Below are 18589 nucleotides of genomic sequence, written 5' to 3'. Positions count from 1 at the left end.
ATTGACTCAATGCGGCTCAAGCTCTGGCAAACCGTGTCGATACAGTGATCAGGCAGGCAGCTTTCCACCCTCCTTCGCTGCCTGACTTCTTTTTCTGCCCCACCTGTTGGGGCTTTTTTTTGCCCGTTGAAAGGCGCAGACCATTGCGCTCAGGACAACAGGCAGAACGCTGTGCTAGTGGCTCGCGGCTCCTCTGCGGCCCGCCCACATCACACACCACAGCGCTATGGGCAGAGGAGGTCAAGAACAGGAGCGACACAAGCGTAACGCCCAGCAGGCGTGACGGAATAAGAGCTTTCAGCGTGAGGTTCATCATGCATAATCGTTATATAGTTACCAATATAGCGATAAGGATTTTCAACGCGCTGTCAATGAACGTGACGGCGCTAGCGCTGAACGTGCTTGAGGCCACCTGTTCGAAAGCGGTTGGAAGAGCACCTTTTTGCAGGCAATAAAAAACCCGCCGAAGCGGGTTTTGCTGACCATACTCGACATCCCTGGCAAGCTGCCATCCTGGCGTGGTCATTCGTCCTTGATCTCCCTGAGCGCTTCCTGCGCTGCAGTCCGATGTGTGTAGATTACGCAGGAGAAGGCGCGGGCAATAGCGCTGACTACAGGCATGCGATGTAAGCCTTTTGCTATTGCGTGAGTAAGACGCCTGTAAGTCGACCGTTAGGGCTTCTTCTCGTCAGAGGCTCTGGCAGCGGGTGCCAGTTCCTGCTTTACGCCCTGCTCGCTGGCAGGGCTGGACACAGCGCCTTGCGCCTGTTCATTGGTAGGCTGACTGCCAGTCTTGTTGTCTTCGGAAGTCTTTTCACAGGCGGCCAAGCTAAGCGCACTGGCCAGCAAGACGGCAGAGGCCAAAGTCTTGTGCATGATGTTGTCCTCGGATGGGTGCGTTATTTCGAGCCTGCACCCGGGGGCGAGTTCCTGAGCGATCCTCCGGCACTTTCGTCCATCTGCTTTAATGACGTAACGACGAAATAGAGGGAATGCTGCATGAGAATCGCATGGATACTACTGTTGGTGACAGTGGCAGGATGCTCGAAGGTGTCTACCCCAACGGAGTCCGCAGATACCCCGGACTGGTTAAAGGCGAGGATCAAGTCGTTACAGGCGCTGCCTGAAGCCAATCCGCCCAGACGTATTTTCAGGACGATGTTTGAGGGAGAGACCGCTTATTACGTTTCTCCGGCCTGCTGTGACATACCCAGTGAACTCTACCGGGTTGACGGTACGTTATGGTGTTATCCCAGCGGTGGCATCGCCGGTGGTGATAGGCGCTGCCCTGCGTTCAGTCTGGATCGCCAGCGCATGGAGCCTATCTGGCAGGACGAACGTTCCTCCAAGGCCAGCCGTACGCCTGCCAGGAACTAGGGTGCCGTTTTACTCTTGAGCTTGAGCATCGGCAAAAGTGATTGCCCGCGTACGGATCCTGGCGGCTACGGCCTTGAAATACCGTTTAGCTGATCTATTCCTCAGAAATATTCTAGACGGCTGTGTTTGTTTTGGCCTGTGGTAGACTAGCCAACTCTTTGTTTTTAAAGGAAATCAAGAGGCATGCCCATGCCGAATCGGTATAGGGCAGATAGGAGCGGCATTAGACGGTAGTGTCTCGTCAGCCAATGATGGCCGCCTTTTTGCGCCAATTCTCTTTTTCTGGCGCCTTCCATTACAACGCCAAAACTAGAACAACGGGGATATACATTCATGTCCAAGCCCAAGCTTAGTCTTGCCTGGCAGATTCTCATCGGTCTTGCCCTGGGAATTGCAGTCGGAGCGCTTCTCAACCACTTCAGCGGCGAAAAAGCCTGGTGGATCGACAATGTTCTCAAGCCAGGCGGCGATATCTTCATTCGCCTGATCAAGATGATTGTCATACCCATCGTGATCTCCACCCTCATCGTAGGCATCGCCGGGGTAGGGGACTCGAAAAAGCTGGGGCGCATCGGCCTCAAGACCATCGTGTATTTTGAGATTGTCACCACGATTGCCATTGTGGTGGGACTGATGCTGGCCAACTTCTTCCAGCCTGGCTCGGGGATCGACATGTCTACCCTGGGTACGGTGGATATCTCCCAGTATCAGAAGACCACGCAGGAGGTTCAGCACGACCATGCGCTCGTGGCGACCATCCTCAACCTGATCCCTTCCAATATCTTTGCTGCGGTGGCCCGTGGCGAGATGCTGCCCATCATCTTTTTCTCGGTGATGTTCGGACTGGGCCTGGGCGCGCTGCCTGACAGTACGCGTGAGCCCGTGGTTCGTGTGTTCCAGGGCATTTCCGAAGCCATGTTCAAGGTTACCCACATGATCATGCGCTACGCGCCCATCGGTGTGTTCGCGCTGATTTCGGTAACCGTGGCCAACTTTGGTTTCTCCTCGCTGCTGCCGCTGGCCAAGCTGGTGATCCTGGTTTATGTCGCCATCCTGTTCTTTGCTCTGGTGGTGCTAGGACTGGTGGCCAGGCTGTTCGGCTTCTCGGTCATGAAGCTGATCCGCATCTTCAAAGACGAGCTGATCCTGGCGTATTCCACGGCCAGTTCCGAAACCGTACTGCCGCGTATCATCGAAAAGATGGAAGCCTATGGTGCGCCCAAGTCGATCAGCAGCTTTGTGGTTCCGACAGGGTATTCCTTCAATCTGGACGGCTCGACGCTGTATCAGAGCATTGCCGCCATTTTCATCGCCCAGCTCTATGGCATCGATCTGAGCCTTGGTCAGCAGCTTCTGCTGGTCCTGACCCTGATGGTGACCTCCAAGGGCATCGCCGGTGTACCGGGTGTGTCCTTCGTGGTGCTGCTGGCTACCTTGGGCAGCGTGGGTATTCCATTGGAAGGTCTGGCATTCATTGCCGGCGTGGACCGCATCATGGACATGGCGCGTACGGCCCTGAACGTAATCGGTAATGCCCTGGCGGTTCTGGTCATTGCCCGTTGGGAAGGTTTGTACGACGCTGAAAAAGGCGAGCGTTACTGGAACTCCCTGCCGCATTGGCGTCATGATAAGACGCAGGCATACGGCAACATGACCAAGTCGGATATTGCACAATCGTGATCGAAAAGAAGCCGCTGAAAAGCGGCTTCTTTTTAGGTGCGGGTTAGTAACTAGCCCGTTTCTTGTTCGTCAGGACACCTTGCTGAGCGAGATGAACCCAATGTTTTCCAGGGCCGAAGCGATCATGGCACCGGTTTCTTCGAGTTGGCTGGCAAGGTCATCGCTCGAAACCCGCATTGACCACTCTTCCTCTTCAAGCGGCGGCCAGGGTTGTTCAGGGCTGGCCTCTACCTGATCCACTGCATTCAGGAAGGCACCCAGGTCTGGCAGGAAGACGGTATAGCCATCCCCCTTGAGCGCCATGGTACGAATGCCCAGCAAACGGCAGATTTCCGCCTTTGCGCCTACTTCTTCGCGGTCCGCCTGCCGGGAGCGCTCGATCAGAGCTGCCAGCTCTGTATCCATGAGGCGCCCTCCATGAATCAGCTCAGGGCCGGACTGCCAGGTTTCAGGCGCGCAGTCCTTCAAATCCGGGCGCAGCGGAATATGCGGATTGATCTCCATTGGATAAATCCGGCAGACCAATGGGCGACGCTCATAGATCGAACAGCGATTACTGTCGTCCAGGTTGCGGCACGGGCCAACGTTATACGCAGCAAAGGTGATAGAGACGTAGGCCTGTGTATTGCCGCAACGAACCGGTAGCGAACGGCGCTGTACATGCTCACGCTGGTTGACAGGCACTCCGTAGCCATTGTCCAGAAAGCCTTCGACCAGAATGATCAATTGGCCGCCATCGGTTGCCCAGGCCTTGGCTTCCTGAAGCGTCAAAGGGACGTGATGATCGTTGCAGCACTTGCCGCAGCCGTTACAGGCGAATCGAGTATTCATGTCGGACCCAGAACTGGTTGAACGAGCGGCGGAAAACAGGCACCGCCGCCAGGAAAACCTCTTCCGAGCAATTAGCGCGCCAGCCTTGCAAGGGCTGGCGAACCTGTTAGTGCTCGATCATCTCGCGGATACGAATGGCCAGCTTTTCCACGGCAAAGGGTTTGGTGACCATTTCCATACCGGGCTCCAGAAAGCCGCTCGCCAGCGTCGCGTTTTCAGCATAGCCGGTAATGAACAGAACCTTCAGGTCGCTGCGTAGCTCGCGGGCGGCATCAGCCAGCTGGCGACCGTTGAGGCCGGGCAAGCCAATGTCGGTGATGAGCAGATCGATAGGCTGGGATGACTGAATGATCTTGAGCCCGGACGGTCCGTCATGGGCTTGCAAGGCCTTATAACCCAAGTCCTTGAGGACCTCGACGATCAGCTCGCGAACAATGGGCTCGTCCTCGACAATCAGCACCGTCTCACCGTGCTCGGTGCGGTAGGTGTCGGTCAGGCCTGTTTCTTCGCGATCCTCTTCGTGCGAGCCCTGAAAACGCGGCAGATACAGTTTTACCGTCGTACCGATGCCCACTTCAGAATAGATAGTGGCATGGCCCTCGGACTGACGAATGAAGCCATAGATCATCGACAGGCCAAGCCCCGTACCTTGCCCGATGGGCTTGGTCGTGAAGAAAGGATCAAATGCCCGCTCAATGACTTTCCTGGGCATGCCAACGCCGGTATCGGTTACGGAGATGCACACATACTGTCCGGGCTTTATGTTGCGCTGGCGTGACGTATAGGCCTGATCCAAATAGGCATTGCAGGTTTCGATCACGAGACGGCCACCGTTGGGCATGGCGTCGCGCGCATTGATCGCCAGATTAAGAATGGCGCTTTCGAGCTGGTTGGCATCACACAAGGTAATCCACAACCCGCCCACAGTAACCAGCTCCATCTGAATGCTCTCGCCCAGGGTGCGATGCAGGAGGTCTTCCATCGAGACGACCAGCTTGTTCACATTGACGGGCTTGGGGTCCAGCGGCTGTCGGCGGGCAAAGGCCAGCAGGCGATGAGTCAGCGCGGCAGCTCGGTTGGCGGAGGTCATCGCGGCCTTGGCGTAACGCTCGATAGCCTCGACACGACCCTGGGCCAGGCGGGTCTGCATGATATCGAGCGAGCCGATGATGCCGGTCAGCAGGTTGTTGAAGTCATGGGCGATGCCGCCCGTCAGCTGTCCCAGCGCTTCCATCTTCTGCGACTGACGCAAGGCTTCTTCGGCCATTCGCAGCGCTTCGGCCTGCTCCTTTTCTGCGGTGATTTCTCGGCCTACGGCATGGATGAGCGTGCCATCCGGAACGGCAATCCAGGACAGCCAGCCGTAGCTGCCATCCTTGCGCAGATATTGGTTTTCGAAGCGCATGGTGGTGATCCCCTTGGCGAGACTTTCTGTCTCGGCCAGGGTGCGCTGCCTGTCATCAGGATGGGTAAAGTCGAAGTAGGAGCGGCCAATCAGCTCCTTTTCGTTCCAGCCAAACAGTGTTTTCCAGGCCGGGTTGGCCGCCGTAATGGTGCCATCGAAGCGGGCCACCAGCATGACGTCTGTTGACAGCCGCCACATCCGGTCCCGGTCGGCGGTGCGTTCGGCTACCTGCGCTTCCAGCGTCTCGTTCAGCTTGCGCAATGCCTGCTCCGCCTCCAGGCGCTTGAGTACGGCCCCGGCCGCGCGCGCCAGCGCTTCAAGCGTAGCAATCTCGGCCGGTTCAGGCGTATGGAGTCTGGCCCAGTACGCGCCGATGGCAGCGGTAGCGCGTCCATCGCTGACCAGGGGCACCATCACAAGGCTCTTGATGAAGGTAGGCGTGTAAAAGCGTTTGATCAGCCTCGGATCATCCTGCACATCGGGAATCACTGCTGTTTCCAGGTGAGTCATGGCCCAGCCGGAGATGCAGTCGGTGATGGCGAACCGTTGACCCTTCCACAGCGGTTCAGGCGTGATCTCGGCAGCGTAGAAACACTGATCGCCTTCTCGCAGCACGATCGCGACCCCATCGGCATTGGAAAGCCGACGTGCTGCATGACTCACGATCTCGATCAGCTCCTCCAGCGTGTGGGCGGAAGGTGCTTTCTCGATGGCCTCGGACAGCAGCTCTAGGCGGTTGCTGCGCTCATGTGCCAATTGCTCAGCCCGCTTGCGCTCGGCTAACTCGTTCTGGGCCTTGCGGAAGAGACGGGCATTGTCGATGGCAATAGCCGCCTGACCGGCAATGCCATCCAGCAGGTATTCGTGCTCTTCGGTAAACATGCCGGGCTCGGCATGACCAAAAAACATAGCCCCCAGTACTTCGCTGGAGCGTGAAACTACCGGGACCGCCAAATAACTGCGTACCGGTAGATGTCCAGGTGGCATGCCGGTGTAGGGCATGTTTTTTCCATAACGGGCGTCTTGGGTAATGTCGTCTGAGCGAACGATACCCTCACCTTTAAAGGTTGGTCCAAAGACGGTCGTTTTCCGCGGCATGGGAAAGTTTGCAAAGGCTTCGCGGGGCACGCCTGACAGCGTATACAGCATGTAACTTTCACCCTGCTCGTTCAGCACGTTGTAAAAGAACGCACCGAACTGCGCTTGAATCAACGCGACGGCTGCATCGGTCGCTTCCTGCACTAGCTTGTCCAGGTCCAGTTCGGCAGCCAGGCGAGCGCCAATCCGGTTGAGAATCTCAAAGCGATCCACGTCTGGAGGAGTGAGCGCATCTTGCGGCATGATTGAATTGAGTTTGACATCCAACATGTAAACGGCTCGACAACGGGGCAGGCAGAAACAAGGCCGCCGGCTAGCGGGGCCTTGGGTATACGAGGAGGATGTTGGGCTGCTTGACGTGGGCTTCGCTCTGTTAAAAGCAGGCCGAAGGGCGCGCATGGGCGATCAAGGCGCGCAGCTACTCATCAGGCTTACCAACAACTTCATCTACAGCCGATGGGCATTAGGCGCGGAATCTACTGGCAGGAGGGGAGACTGGCAATACAGATCTGACGATCGTCACAGTTTTATGGTCTCAAACCATTTCGTTGCCAAGTGGGGGATGGCCTCCGGAGAGGCCATCCAGATGCTTAGAAGCGCAAGGTCAGGTTGGCTTTGACGTTCTGATCAGTGGTATCGCTGCTGAGTTGGCCACCGTAGCTGATCCCTACGCTGACCGTTTCGTTCAGGGCCATATCCACTGCGCCTTCGATAACGGCTGCGTTGCGAGCAATTGGCGCGCCTTCCAGGGTGAATGTATTGCCACCTTCAAACGCTGCCTTGTGCTCAGGCGTTACGTCGCCAAAGGCATGTCGCCACCCGAGGGTTGCGCTGGGCTTGAGTTGTACGCTGCCAACCGATGCTGTAGTCGACGCACGCAAGCCCAGAGTGCTGAAGGTCACGTCTGTATCCTGGGATTTGTTATCCAGCGCCAGGGCACCGCTGCGCTCATGGAAGCTGTCGGTATGCACACGGACATGGGCAAGGCCCGCGAAGGGCTCCAGCGTCACCTGATCCTGCCTGATCAGATAACCCAGTTCGCCAAACACCTGAGTGGTACCTGCATCGTAGTTGGGCGACAACCGATCGGCACTGCCCAGGACGGACAGGGTGCGCTTGGCATCGATGTCATGCCAGGTGTGCGCCGCGCCCAGTTTCAGGCTCAGGGCATCCCATTGGGCGCCGGCATACAGGCCCAGATGATAGTTGTCGCTCTTGGACGAGCCCGAGGCGTGGCGCAGGTCGAAGTCACTGTGGCTATAACCTGCCAGCGCGCCCAGGCGCCAGGTATCGTTAAGCGGTGCATCGGCGCCGAACAGGATGCCGGTGGTATGCGTATCCAGACCGGAGACGTTATGTGTACTGTCGGTCTTGCCCCAGGCGCCAAGGGCTTGCGTCCAGATCACACCCCGGGCGTTGCTGCCCGTCAGGTTCTGCATGCCTGGCGTGGTATCAGCTGCCGAGACCTGGGCATTATGCAGGCGATCCGTCATGGCATTACGGACCAGACGGCTGTCCTCGACCAATGCTGTCTGGGTAGAGGCGTGCAGTTCATTCGACAGCGCACGGAAGGTCTGCTGCGCCGTCGCTGTGTCCAGCTGTGCCACCTGATTCCACAACGCACTGCCAGCTACGACGCTATCCAACCCGGCTGCAACGGCACGCTCGTTACGGGTCGTGCCCAGGGAGGCAAAGGTAGTGCTGTTGCGCTCCAGCGCCAATTCAACACCATTGGCAGAGTAGCTGAGCGTGGGCGTCAGAAAGGCATAGTTTGAGGTGACGTTGGCAAAGGTGCCGGTTACCCCGCCGTTGGCTGTCAGGATGGAATAACGCGTCAAGGGTTGCCAGTTGCCGCTCTGTACCAGCGACAGCGTGCTGTTATCGATCGTGGCGCTACCGGTCGCGACGATGCGATCTGTCTGGCCGGCCTCGTTGGTTTCAACCTGAAGGACCGCTCCATTGGCGAGCGTGACATTACCGTTCACATTCAACTGTCCGACGGAGTTTCCGGGCGCGACGATGCCGCCCTGGGCCACGACGAGAGTGCTGACCGTACCGTTGCCACCCAGGGTCGCGCCCTGGTTGACGGTAACGGCAGAGTTGGCGAGGCTGCCGTTCACGGCCAGGCGGCCTTCGTTGACTGCTGTGGTACCCGAAAAGCTGCTATTGCCGGTCAGGTCCAGCGAGCCGGCTCCGGACTTGATCAGCGAGCCGTTACCGGCAAGGGTGTTGCCCATCGTATCGTCGACGGACTGGTCCAGCACAAGGGTGGCGTTGTTGGTGATGGCACCGCTGCCGAACGCGCGGGCATAGCCCCTGAGCGTACCACCATTGATTGTCGTGCCGCCGGTATAGGTGTTTTCGCCACTCAGCGTCAGCTCGCCGGTGCCATTCTTGATCAGCCCACCGCTACCGCTGATGTTGTTGCGCCAGGCATCCTTGGCGTTGAAGCCGCCGAGGCTGGCATCCATGTTGACCGTTACGTCGGAGGTGAAGGCCCCGTAGCCATCACCAGCCGCCAACAGGTTCAAGCGGCCATAGCCGTTGGACTCATCGATGACCACATAGCCGGACGAGATTTCGGTACTGGCCAGCACATCACGACGCTGGCTGGCGTCCAGATAGGGGAAGCGGGTTTCCAGCAGCACTTCGGCATTGACTGGCACCACGGGCGCACGGTCTGTCGGGCCTACCGGCGCAAAGCCATAGGTCATGCGTGAGGTATACAGCGCCTTGTCCTGCGCATGTTGCGAGAAGCGGTCCGTTGCCGGGTCGATTGGATCCATGCAGTTGTTGATATCGCCACCGCACTGCTCGGTGAAGTATGCCTGCGCCTGCTGAAAGGCCTCGTTGCGAAGTTGGGCGTTATTGGTGAGGTTGTCGATCGCAAAGTAGGTCGCGGTGATACGGCCGCCTATTACATCGAACGGCGAATGCATACCTGCGACGATCCGGTTGTTACCTACCTCCGAGGCGCGCAGCATCAGTTCTTCGAAGCGCTGCGGGATGGCATAGCTCAGGGCAATCGAGGAAAGATAGGCCGCGTTGGTATGTCCACTGGGAAAGCCGCCGTCCGTTTCTGGAGTGCTGCTGCGAGCCGGCCGCAGGGAGGGCTGAATAATCTCTTCCTGGGTCTGGCGCCAGGGGCGAGGGTACTGATAGGCATTCTTGGCGGGTGTAGTGGATGCATCGTTGCGCACCGCACCAACCAGCTGAACAACCTTGCCCAGGGCGGATGAGGTCTCGCCTGCACCGTTGCCCTTGTCGTCGTATTTGACGGTCTGGTTGGAGTCGTCGAACGTGGTGATGGTGGTAAAGGCACCGGAACCTGCGCGGTATCCGTCCGCCAGTGAGCCCAGCCCATCGATGGCGCTGTAGCTCTGGTTGCGACGGTCATCGTAATAGGCTGCGATTTCCTGCTCACGTGTCCGAGTATGGGAAAGGTTCACAACATACTGAACGTTACGCTGAAGAATCGGTGCCCCCAGTGCGGTCGGCGTACCGGTATTCCACGTGGCGCCGGGTGTCCAGAGCGTGTTGAAGCCAGACAGCAAGTCTACACCATTGATGGCGTTATTATCGGCACGACCGGCCGCTTGTACTGATGCAGCCAACAGGGACAGAACGAACGATGAAGCGACCACACACGAACTGACGTTTGACGGTCTCACTAACGACTCCTTTCATGTATCCGAAGCTTTACGAAAAGGTACAAAGCGGTACAAAGGTCGAGGAGCGTACGTAGCCAGCTTTTCAGTTCTGTGGCGGGAACATGACAATTGGGTTGTGCGATGACGTTTAGGCGGCCATGAAAAAGCCCGGTCTAGACCGGGCTTCATGCTGATGCAGACTGGTTACTGCTGACCGAATACGCGCGTCAGGTGCGCCTTGTATTCGGCCTGATGACGCTCGATGTCCGGCGCCTTGATGACATCATTCGCCAGATAGGTCGGTAGGGCCTCAAGACCCACAAACTGCTGCGACTTGTGGAAGGGGAAGTACACACCGTCCACACCTTTGCCTTCAAAGAAGTTACCCGGCTCGTCGAACGCTTCACGCGGTGCGTTCCAGGTCAGGGACAACATGTAGCGACGGCCCTGCAGCAGGCCACCAGTGCCGTACTGCTTGGTGGGATCGCTACGGGTACGACCGTCGTTGGCATATAGAGAGCCGTGGCCGGCGGTCAGGACCTCGTCCAGATACTTCTTGACGGTCCAGGGGGCGCCCATCCACCATCCCGGCATCTGATAAATGATGGCATCAGCCCACAGGTACTTCTGGACTTCAGCCTCAACATCGTAACCCGACTCGATCACGGTTTCCTTGACGGTATGGCCCAGCTCGCTCAGATGGCCCACAGCCAGAGTGTGCAGGGTTTCGTTATAACGCCCTGCGGAATGGGCGAACGATTTGCCGCCATTGATCAACAAGATATTCATGAAAGCTCCCACTTAAACGGGTAGGGCGCAAAAGGGGTGCGCCAGAAAGCGGTACAGTGTCCTCCGCACATGCTTGTCGTTAAAGTAGATAAACTGGAAAAGATAATTGATTTGAAATCAAGAATGACGGGCGAAGGCAGGCATGAAAACCACGCTGGAAGAACACCTGGTATTCAAGACCGTTGTCGAAACGGGTTCCATAACCGCAGCGGCCGACCAGTTGGGACAAACCGTTTCGGGCGTGAGTCGCGCTCTTAGCCGCCTCGAGCAAAAGCTTGACACCACACTGTTACGTCGCACGACCCGGCGTCTGGAGCTTACCGATGAGGGACGGCATTTCCTGATCCAAGTCCGTGCCATCCTGGCCTCGGTCGATGAGGCCGAGGAGCAACTGGCGATCCGGCGGCAACGGCCGGCAGGCCGTTTACGGGTAAATGCGGCACCGTCCTTCATGTATCACGTTGTCGTCCCGTTGGTGGGCCTGTTCCGTGAACAGTATCCCGGCATTACGCTGGAGCTGGACACGAATGACCGCTTCATCGACCTGCTGGAGCAGCGCACGGATGTTGCCATCCGGATCGGCGAATTGCGTGACTCTACTCTGCACGCGCGACCGTTGGGGCAGAGCAGGCTCAGCCTGCTAGCCAGCCCGGACTACCTAAATAGGCATGGGACACCGCTTGCTGTCGCTGACCTGCATAAACATACCTTGATCGGTTTCAGCCAGCTTGATCACCTCAATCAGTGGCCGCTACCAAACGAGCGAGGCGCTACGCTGGCGGTTTCGCCCGATATATCCGCCTCAAGCGGGATGACGATTCAGGCATTGGCACTGGCCGGACAAGGAATTGTGTGCCTGGCGGACTATATGACACGGTCGGCTCGCGAGCAGGGTCTGCTTGTTCCGATCATGAGGGATCAGGTGCAGGACTCCTTTCAGATCATCAATGCGGTCTACTACCGCAATACCCAACTCTCACTGCGGATCACGCTGTTTCTGGACTTTATTGCAGAGCATTTGCGCGAGCGCTTGTAGTGTCTGTCGACCGGTAGCGATCGCTGTTCAGGCACTTCGGCCCGAATACAGCCTCCTAATAAAATGTTTTCCAGAACAGGTGATGCCTATGAGCAACGCCTGTCCGTGCCTCGAAGGAGTTTGCCATGTACCGGATCGGCTTTGCCTGCAATTACCGCCATCCCGACAGAAGCCTGCCTGCAAAAGAGATCGAAGCCATCGAGCGGCTCTACAATGGCAAGACCACCACGCTACGTTGGCTGTCCAGCCAGACAACCGAGGCAGCCGAAGAGAAGCTGCTCTATGTGATCGAGCACAATCTTCAGGCCCAGATGCGTCTGTTGCAGTATGTCAATTCCTTGCCGGCTCACCTACACATGATGCGCATGAGCAGCGATATCCTGCCGTTCTACAGCCATCCCAGTTATGCCTATTTCTACGACTCCACGGCTATCCGGGATTTCATCTCCGAACAGTTCCAAGGTATCGGTGACTATGCGCGTACCCATGACATTCGCCTCTCCATGCACCCGGGGCAGTATTGCGTGCTGGCCTCGGATAACCCGGATACGGTGGAAAACAGCATCCGCGAATTTGAATACCACGCCGATATGATCCGCATGATGGGCTATGGACGGCAGTTTCAGGATTTCAAATGCAATATCCACATTGCGGGCAAGCTGGGCGTCGAAGGCATCCTGCATATCTGGCCGCGCCTGTCAGACGTGGCCCGCAACTGCATTACCTTTGAGAACGAGGAAAAGAAATACGGTGTCGACGCCTGCCTTGAGCTAGCCGACCACGCTCCGGTCGTTCTGGATATCCACCACTGCTGGATTCACGAAGGTCGCTACATCGACCGTCATGACCCACGGGTAAAGCGCATCGTCGAAAGCTGGCGGGGCGTACGTCCAGCCATGCACTACTCACAGTCCCAAGAGATGTTGATGGAGCTGGGTATCTCGGCTGACGAGAAGATTGAAATGGAACAGCTGCTGACCAAGGTCAACAAGCGTGACCTGTATGGTCACAGTGACCGGATGTGGAACCGCTGGTGTAACGAATACGCCAAGTCATTTCTGGACGAGTTCGACATCATGTTCGAAGCCAAGCACAAAAACCTCGCCGTGATCGATTTCTACGAACAGTACATGGTTCAAAAAGCTGCCTAGGTCTCAAACCTGGACACTCTCCGGTTTCTGGCCTGCAAAGCCCCGTAAGCTGGCTATAGTCACTAGAACAATAATAAGAGGAGCACTGCCATGCCTGAACTCGCCCGTCGTGAATTCTGGAAAGAACTCCAGCCGATTCCGAACAGCTTGAAGCCCGATGCCAGGCCTGAGGTCTACATCGAGGACGCAGCGACAGAAGACGAGCGCTATTACGTGCCGTTTACCGATACCGTCTCGAGTCGCCCGTTATGGATCTCGCCCTCCGAGAACAAGTGGTGCGATGTTCTCATGGCCAAACAGGCGGGCCTGGTGAACCGTCATTACCATCCCCATGAGGTTTTTGCCTATACCATCTCTGGAAAGTGGGGCTACCTGGAGCATGGCTGGACGGCCAGAGCCGGCGACTTCGTTTACGAAACGCCTGGCGAGGGGCATACGCTGGTGGCTTATGATTATGATGAGCCGATGCGGGTCTTCTTTATCGTCAAGGGCCCTCTGATCTGGCTGGATCAGGACGGCAACGCCGCGGGCTATTTCGATGTACACGACTATATCAAGCTCTGCCGGGAGCATTTCGAGCGCGTTGGTATCGGCGCAGATTACGTCGATACCTTGTTCCGCTAGGTAAAAGCGCCCTGCGATCCTGCCTTGCAGGGCGCTACGTCATACCGGGACGTTCATATTGATACGACGCCATACCGCTTCGGCAAAGCTGTAGACCGCAAAGGCGATCAAACCCAGCGCAACCACCAGCAGAATGATATGGCCGAAAGGCAAGTTCTGAAGCCCATTGAGAGCCTCCTTGATCCCCGGTGGGTGCATTGCATCGTAGCGTGAGCCGCTGACAGCCAGCAGTACGGCAATCTCGATAAAGGCCACCCCCCGTGCAATCAGTCCGAATCGGGAGACGGGGCGTACCATGCGCATGACACCTTCATCCGCCTCGAAATACCGTTCGAAGGAGGCCTTCCACCCCTTGATGATATGGGCAATGCCTACACCCAGCGGAATCAGGGCTATCAGCCGTATCACTATATTGGAGTGGTCCCAGCTGAGCAGGTGTGAAAGAAAGTCCTGTGCCTGACCACCACCTCCAGAGCCTCCGCCCTCACCAGGAGTTTTGAAACCGCTGATCAGAAGGCCCAGGGCGAAGAGCGCCAGGAGGACATATGTCACGCCACTGGCGAGGAGTCCTGTACGGATTGTTAATCCTTTGAGATCCGTGCCGTGATGATCCGAATCTCGTAGAGCCTGGACGGCACGCCAGGCTGCAAAGGCTGCAAGCCCGATCACTACAATCCAGAGCAGGGTACTGCCGGACGGTTGCGCCAATACGGTTTGCAGGCTCTGATGACTGTCGACGGGCTGTCCTGAGCCTATGGCTGCCAGTAACGCGAAGCCACCGATAATGAGGTACACCACGCCTCGGGCAGCGTAGCCACCACGGGCCAGCCAGGTAAGGCCTCGGTTGGGAGTCATGCTGATTAGGTTTCCTGTAGTTATGAGGGATACAGGAAAAGACCCGGCGACTGAGGCGGCGGTTCGTATTCACGGCTGGGGTAGCAAGCCAAACGGACGAAAGGCGACTGGCCAGTATTTGTAGGAAAAAGCTTACAAGGACTCTCAGCGGTTGGCTCTAGGGGAAACGAAGGGAGAGGCGTAATCTATTTACATCGGAGCAGCGCACGGAAGCGCTCATGGTAGATCAAGGATCCGATATGACCGCCAGGATGGCAGCTTGACAGGATGTCGAGCATGGTCAACGAAACCCCGCTACGGCGGGGTTTTTCCGTTTCACCGCTGTTTAGCAGTCTATTCTCCGGATCAGTCGACGTTCCAGACCGACGCGTCCTTTATACGTCCTGCCCTCATCGATCCATCCTTCTTTTAAATAGAGCCCCAGCGCTGATTCATTGTGGGCGTCTACTACTAGTTGAATATGCCGGATATCGGGCCACTGCCTGCAGACCAGCCCGGGAAGCGCCCGCAGGCAGGCTTTGCCCAGCCCTCGGCCCTGTGCGCGAGCCGCGATTTGCAAGGCATGGAGCGAGCAGGCATCGGCGCTGACCCACTGGGGAGACAGGGGAGGCCGCTTAAGTACAAACAGACCTGCCGGCAGGCCTGTTTCCAATAGGGCGAACCCTTGGATATGCCGAGGTGACTGCCCCTCAAGACTCACCAGTGCAGCCTCAGGCGTGCCTGAAAAGGCTATCTGCTCAGGGTGTAATTCAAGGCTGAGCAGCGCCTGGCGCTGTGTATCGTCAAGGGCGGTAATGGCTTCAATCAAAAGAGGGCCATCATTTCGTCGGACCTTTGAACCGTTAATGACCACTATCAATCCTGTCGATTTCTCAAGGTATCAATCACAGCGTACTGTGAAGCCTGGCTTAAGAGTAGATAGAGGTCCTTATGCCCATTGTTCAAATCATGTCAGTAGTAGGCAGTGCCGTACCTGCTGCGCTTCGGGAGGCCGGGTTTATGGTCTGCTGGTATCTGGTACGCAATGGCGAGCGCATCAGTGGTCCGTTCACGACGCGTCAGGAGGCACAAGTGCAAATGAGCACCTTGGCCGAGTTGCATACCGTCGCCTGATCAGGCGGTTCGTTTCAGCATTTCCCAGAGCTTGGGGTCGTTGAAGTCTGCTATTGCCAGATCGGCACCGGCTGCCAGCAGTTCATCGGCTGTCAGTGTTGAGGTAATACCGACCGTAACGATTCCTGCTGCCTTGGCTGCCGTCAGGCCGGGAATAGAGTCCTCGAAAACCAGCGCCTGCCGGGGCTGGATCTCCAGCATATTTAACGCAGTGGTATAGGGAAGGGGATCCGGCTTCGAACGTTCCAGCTCTTCACCCAGCACGACCAGGGGAAAGCGGTTTTCCAGTCCAAGCGCCTTGAGCATGTGGTGGACATTGGCACGCGGGGCATTGGTCACGATCGCGCGTTTCCATCCCTGTTGGTCCGCGTAGCTCAACAACGTTTCAAGGCCGGCGGTGGGCTCGAGTGTGTTGGCTAACTCACGCAGCAAGGCTTCCTTTTCGTTTGCAATCACCGTGTGCTCATCGGGCGTCTTGTCTGGATAGAGGTCTTTGCAAACTGCGTCGTTGGCGCGACCCGAAATGTGACGCCTAAAGTCCTCTTCATTCAAGTCGCGTCCCTCGCGGGCTAGAAGTTGCTTCCAGGCCTTGTAATGAACCGGATCGGTATCAGTCAGGGTTCCGTCGAGATCGAATATCAGTGTATTGAGCATCAGCATGTCCTGAATGGCTCCAAGGGTGAACCTGAAAAGACTCAGGCTCACCGGTGGAAGGGGCTTACCAGATCTTGATGCGCTTGTCCGGAGGAAGGTACATCTGGTCGTCTGGCTTGACGTCATAGGCCTCGTAGAAACCAGGCACGTTGCTCAGCACCCCATTGGTGCGGTATTGCGCCGGTGAGTGCGGGTCGGTTTTCAGACGATTGAGCAGGTTCTGTTGTGTGTACTTGGTGCACCAGACCTGCGCCCATCCGGTAAAGAAGCGTTGTTCGGCCGTCATGCCGTCAATGACAGGGGCAGGTTTGCCGTTCAATGACAGGTGATACGCCGAGTAGGAGATCGTTACGCCACCCAGATCCGCGATATTTTCACCCAAGGTAAAGCGGCCATTGATGTGATAGCCCGGTACCGGCTCATAGGCCGAGTACTGTTCCGCCAGCGCTGTCGCACGCTTTGCGAAGCGCTCGCGGTCTGTCTTGGTCCACCATTCTCGCAGATTGCCGTCGCCATCGAACTGCGAGCCCTGATCATCGAAACCATGACTGATTTCGTGGCCGATGACTGCACCGATACCACCGTAATTGACAGCATCTTCTGCCTGCATGTTGAAGAAGGGCGGTTGCAGGATGGCGGCCGGGAAGACGATCTCGTTACGCAGCGGGTTGTAATAGGCGTTGACTGTTTGTGGCGTCATGGCCCACTCATCTGGATCGACCGGCTTGCCGAGTTTGGCAAGGTTGCGCTGATACTCGAATGTCTGGGCCCGCTGCAGGTTGCCGATCAGGTCATCCGGGGCAATGTGCAAGGATGAGTAGTCACGCCACTGGTTGGGGTACCCGATCTTGTAGGTGAACTTCGCCAGCTTGGCCTTGGCTGCCTGGCGGGTGTCTTCGCTCATCCAGTCCAGCTTATCCATAGCCTGCCCATAGGCGGCGATGAGGTTGCGAACCAGCGCCTCCATGCGGGCCTTGTTTTCCGGCGGAAAATGACGCGCGACATATTCCTTGCCCAGGGCTTCACCCAGGCTGCCTTCAACCGCACTTACGCCACGCTTCCACCGGGGACGCTGCTCTTTGGCGCCGTTCAGGGTCTGCTGGAAGAATGCGAAATCCTCCTGGGCATAGGCGTGCGGTAGTGCCTGGGCATAGGCATGCAGCACGTGCCACTTGAGATAGGTTTTCCAGGTGGAGAGCGGTGTAGACGTCAACAGCTTGCCAAGCCCCGTAATGTAGCTGGGCTGTTCAACAATGATCGGGTGTTGATCGACAAAGCCGGTCTCCTTCAGGTACGACGGCCAGTCGATGGCACGGGTCAGCGTACGCAGTTGGGTGGGCTCATAGGCATTGTAGGTTTTAATGGGGTCGCGGTTGTCGACTTTGTCCCACTGGGCCAGGGCGATCTGCTTTTCCAGTGCAGCCACTTTGCGGGCACTACCGGCAGGGTCAGGGAGGTTAGCCAGGTCCAACATGCGCTGCACGTGCGAAACGAAGCCGGAGCGGATCTCGGCGAATGACGTGTCATCGATCAGGTAGTAATCCCGGTCGGGCAGGCTGAGACCGGACTGGGCAATCTCGGCTACGTATCGCTTGGAGTCCTTAGCATCTTGGGTGACATAGGGTTCGAGCGGAACATCGATACCCAGCTGCTGGAGGCGGGCCATTGTGATGAGCAGCGAGCGACGATCATGAATGGAGTCGATAGCATCGAACGCACCCTGCAAGGGTTTGAGCTCCTGCGCCTCGATGGCGGCTTCATTCATGAAGGAGGCATACAGGTCGCCGATTTTCTGCTCGTCGCTGCCAGTAGCCTTGTCGGGCTTGGCGGCCAGCGCCTCGATGATGGCGTGCAGCTGTTTCTCGGTGGTATCGGCAATGGCATGGAAAGCGCCGTAGCTGGTCTTGTCGGCTGGGATAGGTGTGTTTTTCAACCATTGACCGTTGATGGCGTTGAAAAAATCATCCTGAGGCCGGACGCCGGGATCGAAGTTCTCCTTCTTGATGCCGGACTGCAGCGTGTTGGCAGGGGTTTGGGGCTGGACAAATTCCGATTTACCGCAGGCGCTCAACGCCAGTACACAAACGGCGCCGGCAAAGATATGTCTCATGGGATCTCCATTGGGATTAGCGGTCACGCACGTGACTATAACGGGCTCGCTTATGGCGAGGCCAACGGCTTTGCAAGGGCGGGGCCAGGCACTGCCGAGGGCGTATCACACCCGTTATGTCTGCGGTGAACGTACCAGAGGCACGCGGCTCTGGCACTGTTTTGGGCTATGGAACATCCTTTGTAGAGCAGCCTGGCTGCAAAATGGTGCCCGCTA

Annotated in this window: 16 protein-coding genes; 6 read left to right on the top strand and 10 right to left on the bottom strand. The window is 57.2% G+C overall.

From position 1 onward, the window contains the following. Positions 1–16: 16 nt before the first annotated feature. Together QWJ10_RS12980 and QWJ10_RS12975 are read right to left on the bottom strand one after the other, a co-directional pair. Positions 17–316 carry a hypothetical protein gene (locus tag QWJ10_RS12980; protein WP_289926910.1) on the bottom strand — a complete coding sequence of 100 codons (300 nt, stop codon included), beginning with the start codon at positions 314–316 and terminating at the stop codon, positions 17–19. Positions 317–672: 356 nt separating this feature from the next. Further along, positions 673–876: a hypothetical protein gene (locus tag QWJ10_RS12975; protein ID WP_289926908.1), complete on the bottom strand. Its 204-nt coding sequence runs from the start codon at positions 874–876 to the stop codon at positions 673–675. A 123-nt stretch (positions 877–999) separates the two neighbouring features. Here QWJ10_RS12975 and QWJ10_RS12970 point away from each other — a divergent pair, with 123 nt between their 5' ends. Both QWJ10_RS12970 and gltP read left to right on the top strand, forming a co-directional pair. Beyond that, on the top strand, positions 1000–1377 hold the full coding sequence (locus QWJ10_RS12970; RefSeq protein ID WP_289926905.1) for a hypothetical protein: 378 nt from the start codon (positions 1000–1002) through the stop codon (positions 1375–1377). A gap of 333 nt (positions 1378–1710) precedes the next feature. Then, complete coding sequence (gene gltP, locus QWJ10_RS12965; protein ID WP_074822120.1) at positions 1711–3057, top strand: glutamate/aspartate:proton symporter GltP; 1347 nt, start codon at positions 1711–1713, stop codon at positions 3055–3057. A 69-nt stretch (positions 3058–3126) separates the two neighbouring features. Here gltP and QWJ10_RS12960 read toward each other — a convergent pair whose 3' ends face one another. The 4 genes from QWJ10_RS12960 to QWJ10_RS12945 all read right to left on the bottom strand — a co-directional run bounded on the left by QWJ10_RS12960 (position 3127) and on the right by QWJ10_RS12945 (position 10830). Beyond that, a complete protein-coding gene (locus QWJ10_RS12960) occupies positions 3127–3888 on the bottom strand; it encodes a YkgJ family cysteine cluster protein (RefSeq protein WP_010795745.1) in 762 nt (253 codons plus the stop codon). 106 nt (positions 3889–3994) lie between these two features. Beyond that, positions 3995–6661, bottom strand: coding sequence for a GAF domain-containing protein (locus QWJ10_RS12955; protein ID WP_289926902.1), 2667 nt, complete (start codon positions 6659–6661; stop codon positions 3995–3997). 320 nt (positions 6662–6981) lie between these two features. Then, a complete protein-coding gene (locus QWJ10_RS12950) occupies positions 6982–10062 on the bottom strand; it encodes an autotransporter domain-containing protein (RefSeq protein WP_289926900.1) in 3081 nt (1026 codons plus the stop codon). 183 nt (positions 10063–10245) lie between these two features. After that, positions 10246–10830 (bottom strand): NAD(P)H-dependent oxidoreductase, encoded by a 585-nt coding sequence (locus QWJ10_RS12945; protein ID WP_010795742.1) that lies wholly within the window; start codon positions 10828–10830, stop codon positions 10246–10248. A 142-nt stretch (positions 10831–10972) separates the two neighbouring features. Between QWJ10_RS12945 and QWJ10_RS12940 the strand changes: the two genes are divergently transcribed. The 3 genes from QWJ10_RS12940 to QWJ10_RS12930 all read left to right on the top strand — a co-directional run bounded on the left by QWJ10_RS12940 (position 10973) and on the right by QWJ10_RS12930 (position 13641). Beyond that, a complete protein-coding gene (locus QWJ10_RS12940) occupies positions 10973–11866 on the top strand; it encodes a LysR substrate-binding domain-containing protein (RefSeq protein ID WP_289926899.1) in 894 nt (297 codons plus the stop codon). 125 nt (positions 11867–11991) lie between these two features. Continuing rightward, positions 11992–13017 carry a UV DNA damage repair endonuclease UvsE gene (gene uvsE, locus QWJ10_RS12935; RefSeq protein WP_219651076.1) on the top strand — a complete coding sequence of 342 codons (1026 nt, stop codon included), beginning with the start codon at positions 11992–11994 and terminating at the stop codon, positions 13015–13017. A 90-nt stretch (positions 13018–13107) separates the two neighbouring features. Beyond that, positions 13108–13641, top strand: coding sequence for a 2,4'-dihydroxyacetophenone dioxygenase family protein (locus QWJ10_RS12930; RefSeq protein WP_289926898.1), 534 nt, complete (start codon positions 13108–13110; stop codon positions 13639–13641). A gap of 39 nt (positions 13642–13680) precedes the next feature. Here QWJ10_RS12930 and QWJ10_RS12925 read toward each other — a convergent pair whose 3' ends face one another. Then, complete coding sequence (locus tag QWJ10_RS12925) at positions 13681–14496, bottom strand: DUF1206 domain-containing protein (protein ID WP_010795738.1); 816 nt, start codon at positions 14494–14496, stop codon at positions 13681–13683. 325 nt (positions 14497–14821) lie between these two features. Next, positions 14822–15304, bottom strand: coding sequence for a GNAT family N-acetyltransferase (locus tag QWJ10_RS12920; protein ID WP_289926897.1), 483 nt, complete (start codon positions 15302–15304; stop codon positions 14822–14824). Positions 15305–15426: 122 nt separating this feature from the next. On the opposite strand from QWJ10_RS12920, the gene QWJ10_RS12915 reads away from it, so the two are divergent. Next, positions 15427–15609 carry a hypothetical protein gene (locus QWJ10_RS12915; RefSeq protein WP_010795736.1) on the top strand — a complete coding sequence of 61 codons (183 nt, stop codon included), beginning with the start codon at positions 15427–15429 and terminating at the stop codon, positions 15607–15609. Here QWJ10_RS12915 and QWJ10_RS12910 read toward each other — a convergent pair whose 3' ends face one another. Together QWJ10_RS12910 and QWJ10_RS12905 are read right to left on the bottom strand one after the other, a co-directional pair. Further along, a complete protein-coding gene (locus QWJ10_RS12910; RefSeq protein ID WP_289926896.1) occupies positions 15610–16263 on the bottom strand; it encodes an HAD-IA family hydrolase in 654 nt (217 codons plus the stop codon). 64 nt (positions 16264–16327) lie between these two features. After that, positions 16328–18373, bottom strand: a complete 2046-nt coding sequence (locus QWJ10_RS12905) for a M13 family metallopeptidase (protein WP_289926895.1) — start codon at positions 18371–18373, stop codon at positions 16328–16330. Positions 18374–18589: the final 216 nt, after the last annotated feature.

The sequence above is a fragment of the Pseudomonas sp. WAC2 genome (assembly GCF_030403525.1).
Lineage (GTDB): Bacteria > Pseudomonadota > Gammaproteobacteria > Pseudomonadales > Pseudomonadaceae > Chryseomonas > Chryseomonas luteola.
Note: the sequence above shows the minus strand (reverse complement) of the source record. Positions and strands in the feature narration are given on the sequence as shown.